The sequence below is a fragment of the Lactobacillus huangpiensis genome, assembly GCF_019972815.1.
GTDB lineage: Bacteria > Bacillota > Bacilli > Lactobacillales > Lactobacillaceae > Lactobacillus > Lactobacillus huangpiensis.
In genome coordinates this window covers 54,994-68,361 of the sequence record NZ_BPPA01000005.1, presented here as the reverse complement: position 1 = coordinate 68,361, position 13,368 = coordinate 54,994, and the positions used below count along the sequence as shown (strand labels likewise).

Annotated in this window: 11 protein-coding genes and 1 riboswitch; all 11 genes read left to right on the top strand. The window is 36.7% G+C overall.

The genetic code is table 11. The features are described 5' to 3' along the window. The first annotated feature begins 8 nt into the window (after positions 1–8). The 11 genes from ychF to LDM90_RS04675 all read left to right on the top strand — a co-directional run bounded on the left by ychF (position 9) and on the right by LDM90_RS04675 (position 13,065). Positions 9–1,109, top strand: a complete 1,101-nt coding sequence (ychF, locus tag LDM90_RS04725; RefSeq protein ID WP_034978903.1) for a redox-regulated ATPase YchF — start codon at positions 9–11, stop codon at positions 1,107–1,109. A gap of 9 nt (positions 1,110–1,118) precedes the next feature. Continuing rightward, positions 1,119–1,901: a DUF1129 family protein gene (locus LDM90_RS04720; protein ID WP_223896687.1), complete on the top strand. Its 783-nt coding sequence runs from the start codon at positions 1,119–1,121 to the stop codon at positions 1,899–1,901. 142 nt (positions 1,902–2,043) lie between these two features. Beyond that, positions 2,044–3,768 (top strand): ABC transporter ATP-binding protein, encoded by a 1,725-nt coding sequence (locus tag LDM90_RS04715; RefSeq protein WP_223896686.1) that lies wholly within the window; start codon positions 2,044–2,046, stop codon positions 3,766–3,768. Between the two features lie 9 nt (positions 3,769–3,777). After that, entirely contained in the window at positions 3,778–5,640 is a 1,863-nt protein-coding gene (locus tag LDM90_RS04710) for an ABC transporter ATP-binding protein (RefSeq protein ID WP_223896685.1), read from the top strand. Positions 5,641–5,828: 188 nt separating this feature from the next. Further along, positions 5,829–7,355 (top strand): ABC transporter permease/substrate-binding protein, encoded by a 1,527-nt coding sequence (locus LDM90_RS04705; protein ID WP_223896684.1) that lies wholly within the window; start codon positions 5,829–5,831, stop codon positions 7,353–7,355. Position 7,356: 1 nt separating this feature from the next. Beyond that, a complete protein-coding gene (locus tag LDM90_RS04700; protein ID WP_223896683.1) occupies positions 7,357–8,325 on the top strand; it encodes an ABC transporter ATP-binding protein in 969 nt (322 codons plus the stop codon). Between the two features lie 178 nt (positions 8,326–8,503). Further along, a complete protein-coding gene (gene croR / locus LDM90_RS04695; protein ID WP_187154906.1) occupies positions 8,504–9,190 on the top strand; it encodes a response regulator transcription factor CroR in 687 nt (228 codons plus the stop codon). A gap of 4 nt (positions 9,191–9,194) precedes the next feature. After that, positions 9,195–10,349 carry a sensor histidine kinase gene (locus LDM90_RS04690; protein ID WP_034978889.1) on the top strand — a complete coding sequence of 385 codons (1,155 nt, stop codon included), beginning with the start codon at positions 9,195–9,197 and terminating at the stop codon, positions 10,347–10,349. Between the two features lie 44 nt (positions 10,350–10,393). Then, positions 10,394–11,965 (top strand): UDP-N-acetylmuramoyl-L-alanyl-D-glutamate--2,6-diaminopimelate ligase, encoded by a 1,572-nt coding sequence (locus LDM90_RS04685; protein ID WP_223896682.1) that lies wholly within the window; start codon positions 10,394–10,396, stop codon positions 11,963–11,965. 13 nt (positions 11,966–11,978) lie between these two features. Further along, a complete protein-coding gene (locus LDM90_RS04680) occupies positions 11,979–12,725 on the top strand; it encodes an aspartate/glutamate racemase family protein (RefSeq protein WP_223896681.1) in 747 nt (248 codons plus the stop codon). Between the two features lie 145 nt (positions 12,726–12,870). After that, positions 12,871–13,065, top strand: a complete 195-nt coding sequence (locus LDM90_RS04675) for a hypothetical protein (RefSeq protein WP_223896680.1) — start codon at positions 12,871–12,873, stop codon at positions 13,063–13,065. 111 nt (positions 13,066–13,176) lie between these two features. Continuing rightward, a riboswitch (FMN riboswitch) is annotated at positions 13,177–13,310 on the top strand. The last annotated feature ends 58 nt before the right edge of the window (positions 13,311–13,368 follow it).

Here is a 13,368-nt window from a genome sequence, read left to right as displayed (position 1 = left end):
GATAAAAAATGTCACTAACTGCTGGGATTGTTGGGCTGCCTAATGTTGGTAAGTCGACTTTGTTTAACGCAATTACTAAAGCGGGAGCGGAAATGGCCAACTATCCGTTTGCTACGATTGAACCGAATGTTGGTATGGTTGAGGTTCCAGACAAGAGACTTGCTAGAATTCAGGAATTGATTCCCGCTAAAAAAATAGTTCATACCACTTTTGAATTTACTGATATTGCCGGCTTGGTTAAGGGAGCTTCAAAAGGAGAAGGTTTGGGTAATAAATTCCTGGAAAATATTCGCCAAACTGACGCGATCATTCATGTTGTGCGTGCTTTTGAAGACGACAATATCACTTCAGTTACTGGTAAAGTAGATCCGGAAGAAGATATCAATACTATTAATCTGGAATTAGCAATCGCTGACTTAGATGCCGTTAATCGTCGGATTAGCAAGGTGAAAAAGATTGCCCAGCAAAATGACAAGGAAGCTAAAGCTGAATATAACGTTTTGCAAAAGATTAAACCGGTTTTGGAAGAGGGTCGCGCCGTTCGCTCAATCAAATTCAATGAAGATGAACAAAAAATTGTTAAGGGCTTGTTCTTGCTAACTGATAAACCAGTTATTTATGTAGCTAATATTGCTGAAAATTCAATGGCCGATCCCGAAAAAGATCAATATTATCAAATTGTTAAAAAACATGCAGAAAGTGAAAATGCTGAGTGTCTAGGAATTTCTGCAGCTACTGAAGAAGAAATTGCTGGTTTAGATGATGATGAAAAAGCCGAGTTTTTAGAAGCTGAAGGGGTAACTGAGTCAGGTCTTGACCGTTTAATCCGAGCAGCTTACCATATTTTAGGACTAAGAACTTTCTTCACAGCTGGTGGTCCTGAGACTCGTGCTTGGACTTTTCATAAGGGGATGAAAGCACCACAAGTTGCTGGAGTTATCCATTCTGATTTTGAACGTGGATTTATTCGCGCAGAGGTAGTTTCATACACTGATTTAGACAAATATGAAACCATGCAGAAAGTTAAAGAAGCTGGTAGGTTGCGTCTTGAAGGGAAAGACTATGAAGTTCAAGATGGCGACATTATTGAATTTAGATTTAACGTTTAGGAAATAATAATGGCAGAAAAGAAAACTGAAGCACAAGCTAAAATAGATACTAACAAGCAGGAAAAATTAAAGGAAAAAGTAATCAATCAAAATATAGATGATGAAGTCAAACAAATGCAGCCTGCCGAGTTGCGTAAACAACTTAGCAATAAAAATTCTGATTATGTTTTTCGCTTGCAAAAAGAACTTGAAGCACAAGGTAAAATGAGTCGTGAAGAGGCTCAAAAAAGAGTAGATGCGCTCTTGAATGATTTAATAATTGCACAGCGTCATGGTCAACCGGCCAGTACATATTACGGCATGTCACCTAAATTAAAAGCTGCTGACATATTAAAACCCAAAAAGAAGAAAGCTTCAGATATTCCGTTTTGGCAATATGCCACGGATAATGCCCTGTTTTATGTAGCTTTGCTATTTGGTCTTTTTGGCTTAATTGGTTTATTCCAAAAGAACAACAAATATAATTCAGAGATGGGTGCCTTAACTTTGTTGATTGTTGGTGCTGCACTGGGCGTTTTTATGACGAAGTATAATGAATGGGTTTTACCTAATGGCAGTAAAAATCGCAAGATCCCCTGGTCAAAATTAATTTGGGGTTTTATTTCAATGATGGCACTGCTCTTTATCTGCTTTGGCGTTTTATCTCTGAGAGTGTTACAAATTATAAATCCAGTTTTACCTGGAATATATAATTTAATAATTGCTGCGGTGGTATATGGTATTCGCTGGCTTTTCCGTCGACATTATCAAATTATCGGCTCTGCATTTTCACCAGCTGATAGGAGTAAATAGGTGATTTTTGTCAAGAAAAGAGCTATACTTAGATAACTATATGTTTTAAAGGATAAATAGATTTATTATGAATCTATTTATCCTTTTTAAACTGAATACACGTTTAAAAATAACGCATTAATAAATTAGAAAGAGGTATTTAATGATTAACACGCTGAGTAAATCGATTAGGCAGTATAAAAAATTGTCTTTGCTGTCGCCATTATTTGTTACTGGTGAAGTTATCATTGAAATGTTAATACCGTATTTAGTAGGTATTTTAATAGATAATGGCATTATGAAAGGGAACATGTCATATATTACTAAAACAGGTGTGATTTTACTTGTATTAACGGTCGTTTCTCTTATCTTGGGTGCCAGTGCCAGCTACGCCTCTGCTCATGCTGCTGCTGGTTTTGCATCAAACCTGCGTAAAGATATGTTCTATCATGTGCAAGACTATTCATTTGAAAATATTGATAAATTTTCCAGTGCCAGTCTGGTGACGAGAATGACTACTGACGTTAATAACATTCAGATGTCTTACCAAATGCTGATTAGAATTGCGGTCAGAGCACCAATGATGCTATTGGTTTCAATTATTATGTCGATAATTGTCAGCCCTCGTCTATCACTTGTGTTTGTCGTGATAGCACCTATTTTTGTTATTCTTTTAGGTCTGGTCATTAAAAGTGCCAGCAAGTATTTTCCCAAAATCTTTCGTGGTTATGACCGCATGAACCAAGTTGTCAGGGAAAATGTTCGTGGTATTCGTGAAGTTAAGACCTATGTGCAAGAAGAAGCACAAACCGTTAAATTCAAAAAAGCAGCTGGTTTTATTTATAAACTTTTTGCTACAGCTCAAAAAATTATGTCTCTCAATTCTATGATTGTTATGGCTGTTTTAAATATTTCTAATTTAGCTTTTTGTTGGTTTGGCGCTAAGGAAATAGTTGGCGGAAGTTTACAAACTGGTCAATTAATTTCAATGTTTTCCTATTCAAACTCAGTTCTGGGCAGTTTAAATATGTTAGCTATGATCATCACACAGTTGGTAGTTTCTGGAGCTAGTGGTAACAGAGTTGCCGCTGTTATTAATGAAAAGCCATCAATTGAAAATCCACGAAAACCACTAAAACATATTAATAATGGTGAAGTGATTTTTGATCACGTAAACTTTAAATATGATCCTGATGATAAGGATTTAGCTTTAAGCAACATCAATTTAAATATCAGACCTGGTGAAACAGTAGGTGTAATTGGTCGTACTGGGGCTTCTAAATCGACATTGGTATCTATGATCCCGCGGCTTTATGATACCGATTCAGGAGCTGTGCGCGTATCAGGACATAACGTTAAGTCTTATGATTTAAAGACGCTGCGTGATAATGTTGCCATGGTTTTACAAAATAATGTCCTGTTTTCTGGAACTATCAAAGAAAATCTTAAATGGGGCAATGAAAATGCAACTGATGATGAGATTATAGCAGCTGCTAAAATTGCTCATGCTGACGATTTTATTCGTGAAATGCCTGATCAATATGATACTGTGGTTGAACAAGGCGGTAATAATGTTTCTGGTGGTCAAAAACAGAGAATTACTATTGCACGTGCTCTTTTGAAAAAGCCAAAAATCTTGATTTTAGATGATTCTACTTCTGCAGTAGATACGCAGACTGAACGTCAAATTCGGGAAGCTTTAGCACAGAATATGCCTGATACTACTAAGATTATTATTTCACAGAGAATTGTGTCAATTAAGGATGCTGACCGTATAATTGTAATGGATGAAGGCAAGATTCAAGACATTGGAACTCATGAAGAGTTGATGAAACGCAATGATCTGTACAGCTCAATCGCTAAGTTTCAAGAAGAACAGAAGAAGTAGGTGATTAATTTGGATAAAGCAGTAGAAAACAAAAATAGCCAAAATATTGATAAGCGTTCCACAATCTTATGGCGCCTGCTTAAATTAGTTGCCAGTACTAGTCCCTGGATGCTCGTTGCTTCGACGATTGCCATAATTTTAACAGCCGCAGCCAATGTTTTAGGATCACTATTTATTGAACGTCTGATTAATGTTTATATTATTCCGTTAACTAAGGAAGCACAGCCAAATTTTGGTCCTCTTCTACATGCAATTGCCGTTATGTTTGGGTGTTATGCTATAGGTTTTATTTCTAATTACCTTTTTGCAATGCTGATGGCAGTTTTAGCTCAAAAAGTACAATTCAGAGTGCGGATGGAAATGTTTGAGCACATGGAAATGCTTCCGATTTTGTATTTTGATGAAAATGACTACGGCGATATTATGAGTTGCTATACTAATGATATTGATACGTTGCAACAAATGATTTCGCAGTCAATTCCGCAGTTTATGAATTCAGCGTTAAACCTTATTTTCGTTTTAGGTGCGATGCTGGTTTTGAGTTGGCAATTGACTATTTTTACTTTGGTGGTTTTTGCACTTTCGATTATAATTGTGCGCTTTTTGACAGTTCGCTCTTCTCACTACTTTCAACTGCAACAAAAGGAATTGGGTGAAGTCAACGGCTACAATGAAGAAATGCTGAATGGACTCAAGGTAATTAAAGTATTTAGCCACGAACCTGAAGTTGAACAAGACTTTGATGCTTATAACGAATCGCTGAAAGTAGCATCAGGCAAAGCCCACACTTACGCTACTATTTTATTCCCTATCATGGGTAACATGGGTAACCTGCTTTACGTCTTAATTGCTGTTTTAGGCGGAGCCGTGGCAATTAATAAAATTGCACCACTTTCACTGGGTGTCATCGGTGCGTTTTTACAGTTATCTAAGCAGTTTGCAATGCCGATAGCTCAAATTTCACAACAGTTAAATTCTATTGTAATGGCTTTAGCTGGTGCGGACAGAATTTTCAAGTTAGAAGATCAGCCTGTTGAAGTTGATGATGGTGATGTTACTATTACCAAGGATGAAAATGTTAAGGGTGCTTGGCATTGGAACGTCCCACAAAAGGATGGTTCAGTAAAGAAAGTTACCGTTAAGGGACATATTGTGTTTGATCACGTTAATTTTGGCTATGAGCCAAATAAACAAATTTTGTACAATATTTCTATTGATGCTAAACCTGGTATGAAAGTTGCCTTGGTTGGTGAAACCGGTGCCGGTAAGACGACCATTTCCAACATGATTAATCGCTTTTATGAAATCAATTCGGGTACAATTACTTATGACGGTATTCCTATCAACAGAATAAAGAAAGATGATTTGCGCCATTCCTTATCAATCGTTTTACAGGATACTCATATGTTTACTGGCACCGTGATGGATAACATTCGTTTTGGTAATACTGAAGCAAGCGATGATGATGTTTATCAAGCAGCACATTTATCACATGCCGATGAGTTTATTCATCGCTTAGATGAAGGATATAAGACGATTATCGATGGCAATGGAGGCGATTTGTCTCAAGGACAAATGCAACTGCTTAGCATTGCCCGCGCAATGATTGCGGATGAACCGGTAATGATTTTAGATGAAGCAACATCAAGCATTGATACGCAAACAGAAAAACTTGTGCAAGCAGGCATGGATAATTTACTAGCCGGACGTACCAGCTTTGTCATAGCGCACCGCTTGTCTACAACTGTTAACTCTGACTTAATCCTGGTACTTGATCATGGCCATATTATTGAAGCAGGTAACCATGAACAGCTCCTAAAGAAAAAGGGTTACTACTACGAGTTGTATACTGGTAAAAAAGAAATTGAATAGAGCTTTTAAAAATATTCCCAGCCTTATTGGCTGGGAATATTTTTTTAAGTAATATCTCTAAGCAATAATTGCTTTTAAAATACCAGTTTGTGTTATGGTAAAGCAAAAGAAATTGATCATTTTAATGCTATTAATATAATCTGTTTAGTAAATTTAATGATAGAAAGCAGTAGTAAAGGAATTAAGCGATGAATCAAATTATCCAAATTTTAAGCGAACGCAGGGGAGATTTGGGCGTTGCCTTATTGCAACACCTGCAAATATCGTTAGTTTCGTTACTGATTGCAATGATAATTGCAATGCCTCTGGCTTTCTGGGCAGTAAAACACACCGGGGCTGCAGAATTTTTATTACAAATTGCTAGTATATTGCAGACAATCCCTTCATTGGCACTGTTGGGTTTGCTAATTCCCCTTGTTGGAATAGGGACAATACCTGCTGTTATTGCTCTAGTTGTATACGCCTTATTACCAATTTTTCAAAATACTTATCTGGGCTTAACTGAAATTGATCCTGCTCTTGAAGAAGCTGCAGACGCATTCGGCATGTCTCGTTTGCAAAAGTTGCTTAAAGTAGAATTGCCTTTAGCTATGCCAACAATTATTTCGGGTATCAGGACAGCACTGGTTTTAATTATTGGAACTGCCACTATGGCGGCTTTAATTGGTGCAGGTGGTCTTGGTAGTTTTATTCTATTGGGAATTGACCGTAATAATACCGCGTTAATTGTTATAGGAGCAGTATGTTCAGGGATTTTAGCGATCACGTTAAGTGCTTTGATTAAGTGGCTGGAGCATGCATCGGTTAAAACTGCTTTAGGAATTTTAAGTGTCAGCATCATATTTTTGGCCGGAAGTGGTATTTACCAAGCGGTTACCAGTCAAAAAGAAACTGTTACTATTGCTGGCAAGTTGGGTTCTGAACCAGAGATTTTGATCAATATGTATAAAGATTTAATTGAGCAAGACGATTCACATGTGCAGGTGACTCTGAAACCCAATTTTGGTAAAACGACCTTTTTATACAGTGCTTTGAAAAATGGCAAGATTGATATTTATCCTGAATTTACAGGGACCGTTTTGGAAACTTTTGCCAAATCTCCAGTCAAAACGGCAGGTCTAAGCGAAAAAGAGACTTATGAAAAAGCTAAAAAATTAATGTATAAGCAAGATAAACTAACTTTGCTTAAACCTATGGCGTATGATAATACTTATGCTTTAGCTGTCAAAACCTCTTTTAAAAATAAAAATCATTTAAAGAAAATCAGTGATTTGGCTAATATTACTAATCAGTTAAAAGGTGGCATGACTTTAGAGTTCATTGACCGTGGGGATGGTTTTAAAGGGATCAAGAAATTATACAAAATTGATTTTCCGGTTAAATCGATGGAGCCGGCCCTGCGCTATCAAGCAATAAACCAGAACAAAGTTAACGTAGTCGATGCATATTCAACTGACAGTGAGTTGCGACAGTATCATCTAAGTATTTTAAAGGATGACAAACATAACTTCCCTATTTATCAAGGTGCTCCCTTAATGAGTAATGACTTTGCAAATAAGCATCCCCAAATTGTGCATAGTTTAAATAAATTAGCAGGCAGAATTACTGAAAAGCAAATGCAGGAAATGAACTATGAAGTAAACGTTAAAAATATGGATCCGGGACAAGTTGCACATAATTTTTTAGTAAAACAGCATTTGCTTAAGGAGAAGTAAGATGACTTCAGCGATAAAATTTGATCATGTAAAAAAATCGTTTGCTGATAAAGTAGTAGTAAATAACCTTAATCTCGATGTTCAGCAAGGTGAATTGTTTGTTTTAGTTGGCAACTCCGGTAGTGGGAAAACTACATCTGTTAAAATGATTAACCGTTTGGAAGACCCAAATTCTGGCCTGGTTTTAGTTAATGAACGGCCTACTACAGAATATGATGTGCAAAAACTGCGCTGGCAAATTGGCTATGTTTTGCAGCAAATTGCACTTTTTCCCAATATGACAGTTGCTCAAAACATTACTCTGATTCCAGCGATCCAGGGTAAGAGCAAAAACCTTGATGAAACAGCTGCAAGGCTATTAGAAAAAGTGGGGCTGAATCCGCAAGAATATGCCTCAAGATATCCGCGTGAATTATCTGGTGGGGAGCAGCAGAGGATTGGAATACTGCGGGCAATTGCTTCTAAGCCGCCAATTGTCTTAATGGATGAACCGTTTAGTGCCCTTGATCCTCTTTCAAGGGCAAATTTGCAAAAACTGGTTGTTGACTTGCATCAACAGCTTCATAACACCATTATATTTGTCACTCATGATATGAATGAGGCGCTGCTTTTAGCGGACAGGATTGGTATTATGAAAGATGGGCAATTATTGCAGGTGGACAAACCAGAAGAGATTTTAAGACATCCTGCAAATGACTTTGTAAGAGACTTTTTTAAAGGCAGTTTGGGCAATAACTTATACGAAACGCCTTTGAGGCAGGCGGCTTTATTTAATAAATATAAAAAAGATGCTTTAAAGTCACTACCTGATATGATGGTAATTAGTGAAGAAGAAACTATCGCCAGGTTGTTGCAGCTGTTGTGCGATCATGAAGCAGTGGCAGTGCAAAATCAAAATAAGGAACTTTTAGGATATATTGATCGGCAGTGGATAGTGGAGTATTTAAATGGTATTAGTAATTTAAACTAAGAAAGCAAGCTGGAAAAATCCAGCTTTTTTAATAAAATAATAAAGTTATGCTTGAATATTAGTAGTTTGTTACAAAATTGTCTAAAATATTAGACATAGATTCTGCTACACTATATTTAGTAGAATAGAAAAACAAAACGAATATAATCAATAAGTAAAAAGAAGGGAAATTAGCCCTATGAAAATTTTAGTTGTTGACGACGATAAAGAAATCGTCGAACTGTTAAGTATTTATCTCAAAAATGAAGGTTATACCCCGGTTGTTGCATATAGTGGCAAGGAAGCAATTACGAAATTAACTACCACTCCGGATATTGCTTTGATGATCTTAGATGTCATGATGCCTAATATGAGTGGGATTGATGTTATCAAGGAAGTTCGTAAAGATTCTGACATTCCTATTATCATTGTGTCTGCTAAGACGGGGGACATGGATAAAATCCAGGGTTTGATTACGGGTGCGGATGACTATGTGTCAAAGCCATTTAATCCATTAGAGGTTATGGCGCGAGTTCGTTCGCTTTTACGTCGCAGTCAAAAACAGGTCAAAGATGATGAACCTGACATTCTTGAAGTTGGACCGCTTATTATTAACCGTGATTCACATGAAGTTAAAACAATTGATGGCAAAGATATTCAGTTAACTGCTTTGGAATTCGGTATTCTGTATCTTCTTGCCAGTCACCCTAATCGTGTATTTTCTGCTGATGAAATTTTTGAACGGGTTTGGCAACAGGAATCGATAGTTTCTGCTAAAACCGTTATGGTGCATGTTTCGCACTTGCGTGACAAGATTCAAACGGCCACAGGCGGCGAAGATATTATTCAGACTGTTTGGGGTGTAGGCTATAAAGTTGAGGCTTAGCTAGATGAAAAAAGAAAGGGTCAAGCTGACAGCTGCTGAAAAAAGCGAGTTGTTTGCTGAAGGCGTTATAACGGTTATTTTGCTGTTATTGTTAAACCTATCGGTGATTATTTTAATCAACTTGACAATTTTACAAAATAAAAACCTGGTTAACGGTATTTATTTTTTAAAAAAGACCATTACTTTTGCTGGTGGACGCCATTTATGGTCTTGGCAAAATACCTTTATTATTTTTATGGGTATTGGCGATTTAATCGTGCTCTACTGGCGCTTAATTCGGCGTTATCATCAAATGCAGTTAAGACACGTTATTTCTGAACTGCATTATATTGCAAAGGGACATTTTGATCATACAATTTCTTTTAAAGTCAAAACAGACTTACAAAAAGTAATTGATTCGATTAATTCATTAGTTGATAGTACAGTCAACGCAATCAATGAAGAAAAGGCGATTGAAAAATCTAAAGATGAACTGATCAGTAATGTTTCTCATGATATCAGAACGCCCTTAACTTCTATCATTGGATATTTAGGATTACTTAAATCGGGGGTGTCAGATCCAGCAGATCAGCAAAAATATCTTAATATCGCGTATATGAAAGCTGAACAAATGAAGTCTCTGGCTCATGATCTGCTTGAGTATACAACGTTAAAATCAACAAGTACCAAACTAAATCTGTCTTCTTTACATATTTTTTCTATGCTGGAACAGGTGGCAGCGGGATTTGAATTTGAAGGTCAAGAAAAAGGGATAGTATTTAATATTGAAGCAAGACCTAAGAATTTAACGATTGAAGCCGATGCAGAAAAGTTAGTACGTGTTTACAATAATCTCATCACTAACGCTTTGAAATATGGTACAGGGGCAACACAAATTAATTTGATTGCTAATTTGGTCAACAACAATGAAGTGGAATTACGGGTAGAAAACAATGGTGCCCAAATTCCTGAAGAGTCGTTAAAAAAAATATTTGAACGGTTCTATAGAGTAGAAGGATCTCGGAATACTAAAACAGGTGGTACAGGACTGGGTCTATCAATTACCAAAAGCATTGTTGATCTTCATCACGGCAAAATTCGTTGTGAATCTGATAAAGATTGGACACGTTTCATTATTTGTCTGCCTTTGAACCTAAAGAGTGAAAAAACTCCAGCATAGCTGTGGTATAATTTTGACTGAGATATTAAATAGAGGAGTATAGCATGAGTATTTCTTTAAATACCTGTATTTTAATTTTAAAAGAGCACCATCTGCTTAAATCGAGTGCTGTTCAGGACACCGTCCCATCTAAAATGGAATATGTGTCATATGATTCACGGGATGTTCAAACCAATACACTGTTCTTTTGTAAAGGTGCTGGCTTTCGTCCTACCTTTTTGTCAATGGCAAAAGCAAATGGTGCCAACTGTTATGTAGCAGAGCAACCATATCCAGAAGGCAAGGGAATGCATGCACTGATTGTGCGCAATGTTTCTAAGGCAATGGCTCTATTATCTGCAGCCTTTTTCCGCTTTCCTCAAGATGATTTATATTTAATTGCTATTACTGGTACTAAAGGTAAAACCACTACTGCTTATTTTCTAAAAGGAATGCTGGATCAAGTCAATGGTGGCAAAACAGCACTGATTTCTTCTGTCAACACAGTTGTGGGTCAGGGAAAAGATGATACTTTTAAATCCAGCTTAACCACTCCTGAATCACTTGATTTGTTTCGTGATATGCGAACGGCTGTGGACAATGGTATGACGCACATGGTTATGGAAGTTTCCAGTCAGGCTTATAAGAAAAACAGGGTGTTTGGACTAACTTATGATTTAGGCTTTTTCTTAAACATTTCACCCGATCATATTGGACCTAATGAGCATCCTAACTTTGCTGATTATCTGCACTGTAAACTGCAATTATTGGTTAATGCGCGCAAGTGTATTATTAACGCTCAGACTGACCATTTTGACGAAGTTTATGCTGCTGCCACGACTACTACTGATCCAGACAGTATCTACTTGTTTGCTGACGAAAAATTTACCAATCCGAACCTAAAACAGACAATTGATTTTCGCTTTGCAACCGAAAAACTTGATATGGCTCAGACTAAATTCCAGGTATTATGTGTCAGTGACAAAGCAAAGCAGCTTAAAATAGCTGGTGATTACCAGTTAAAGATGCTGGGTGACTTTAATGAATCAAACGGTACGGCTGCAGTAATTGGAGCCGGACTGGCCGGAATGAACCATGACGATGCTGCTAAAGGAATTAGTCAAGTAACAGTTCCTGGACGGATGCAGACAGAAGTGACCAAAGACCATGGTGTAGTGGTTGTAGATTATGCACATAACGAAGCTTCCATGATGGCACTTATGGGCTTTATGCAACGTGAATTTAATAATCCAAAAATCATTGTTGTTGTAGGTGCTCCAGGTGATAAGGGTGTCTCTCGCCGTCCCGGTTTTAGTCACAGTTTAAATGCATATGCGGATAAGGCTTTTTTAACTACTGATGACCCAGGATTTGAAGATCCAAAAGAAATTGCACAGGAAATTGATGCAGGAATTGATCATTCTAAAGTTGATGTAACAATAGAACTAGATCGTAAGAAGGCCATATATGATGCCATTAATTTATCGAAAAAAGGTGATATTGTCCTGATTTGCGGTAAAGGTGCAGACGGTTTTCAAAAAATTCGTGGTGTAGATACACCATATCCATCTGATATTATGGTTGCTCAACAGGTAATTGATGAGCTTGAAGGCAAAAAAGAACACTTTAGAAGTTAGAAAAGCAGGTATAATGAAACATTTTTTTAGTATTATTGGCGGTATGGGCACTATTGCGACTGAAAGTTATGTCCGGATGATTAATCATCGTATCAAAATTACTAAAGATCAGGATTATTTAAATTATATTTTAGTTAATGATGCACAAGTTCCTGATCGTACAGCATATATCAAAGATCCCAGCAAGCCTAATTTCTTCACTGCTTTGCGTGAGGATGTGCTCCAGCAAGCACAACTAAAGCCTGATTTTTTTGTAATGCCATGTAATACGGCTCATTATTGTTATGATGACTTGGCAAAACTGACAGACATACCTTTTTTGCATATGATGCGTATTGCTGTTCACAAGTTTATAACCGATTATCCACAAGAGAAAAAAATTGGTTTAATTGCCACCGAAGGATCAATTTACGATCATTTGTATGAAGATGAGATTAAAGAAGTAGGGCGCGAGGTTGAACTTGGAGGATCTGAGATTCAGCCAATGGTTACTGAACTGATTTATTCAAATATCAAGGAAAAAGGTGTGGTTAATGGCGAACTTTACCACCACATATTGCAAACAATGCATGATCAATATGGGTGCAATGTGATTTTACTTGGCTGTACTGAATTGTCGCTGGCTCAGGAAAAAGCTCCAGATCATCCTTATAATGTTATCGATCCACAGGTGATCTTGGCTGACGTAGCAATTGAACTGGAACTGAAAATACGTGCGGGAATGGATCCAAAAGCAGCTATAAAGAAATATATGTATTAATAAAACGTAAGTTTTACATATTAAATTAAAATAGACTAGTAATCAATTTGATTGTTAGTCTATTTATTTTTTCCAAAAAGTATTGACAATGTTACCATTAGATAGTAGTGTATTAGAAAAGTAATACAGAAAATAGGAGGGCTAAATGTTATATCTTTTATATATATTTATTGGCATACTGATAATTGTGACTACTAATTTGGCAGTGACAGCAATTTTGAGTATCAGAGACGCTTATCGCAATCATCTTAAAGATCATTTGTCATTTTTCATTGCCTTTAAAAAATATTTTGGTAAAAACAATAATATTCCCCTCCATTTGTCTGATTGGAAGCTTTAAGAAATAATTTTATTCAAGTTTGATCTTATTATATATATATATTTTATATAAAACAATAAATTTACTATTGCCGATAGAGCATAACTATATTATACTAAAAACAGTTGAATACGGTTTCTTCGGGGCAGGGTGTAATTCCTTACCGACGGTGACAATTAATGATTGAAGTCCGTGACCCGCGTTTTGCGGTGGAACTAGTGTAAGTCTAGTACCGACAGTTAAAGTCTGGATGGGAGAAGAACAAACAAGATTAGACAGAAAACTCGCGTCGTTATTAAACTTCGCTGAAATCTTATTTGATGA

What these genes read in the sequence shown, in the direction of transcription:
- LDM90_RS04680 (WP_223896681.1), top strand. Translation starts at nt 11,979, where the DNA reads ATGAAACATTTTTTTAGTATTATTGGCGGTATGGGCACTATTGCGACT.
- croR (WP_187154906.1), top strand. Translation starts at nt 8,504, where the DNA reads ATGAAAATTTTAGTTGTTGACGACGATAAAGAAATCGTCGAACTGTTA.
- LDM90_RS04690 (WP_034978889.1), top strand. Translation starts at nt 9,195, where the DNA reads ATGAAAAAAGAAAGGGTCAAGCTGACAGCTGCTGAAAAAAGCGAGTTG.
- LDM90_RS04705 (WP_223896684.1), top strand. Translation starts at nt 5,829, where the DNA reads ATGAATCAAATTATCCAAATTTTAAGCGAACGCAGGGGAGATTTGGGC.
- LDM90_RS04675 (WP_223896680.1), top strand. Translation starts at nt 12,871, where the DNA reads ATGTTATATCTTTTATATATATTTATTGGCATACTGATAATTGTGACT.
- LDM90_RS04700 (WP_223896683.1), top strand. Translation starts at nt 7,357, where the DNA reads ATGACTTCAGCGATAAAATTTGATCATGTAAAAAAATCGTTTGCTGAT.
- LDM90_RS04685 (WP_223896682.1), top strand. Translation starts at nt 10,394, where the DNA reads ATGAGTATTTCTTTAAATACCTGTATTTTAATTTTAAAAGAGCACCAT.
- ychF (WP_034978903.1), top strand. Translation starts at nt 9, where the DNA reads ATGTCACTAACTGCTGGGATTGTTGGGCTGCCTAATGTTGGTAAGTCG.
- LDM90_RS04715 (WP_223896686.1), top strand. Translation starts at nt 2,044, where the DNA reads ATGATTAACACGCTGAGTAAATCGATTAGGCAGTATAAAAAATTGTCT.
- LDM90_RS04720 (WP_223896687.1), top strand. Translation starts at nt 1,119, where the DNA reads ATGGCAGAAAAGAAAACTGAAGCACAAGCTAAAATAGATACTAACAAG.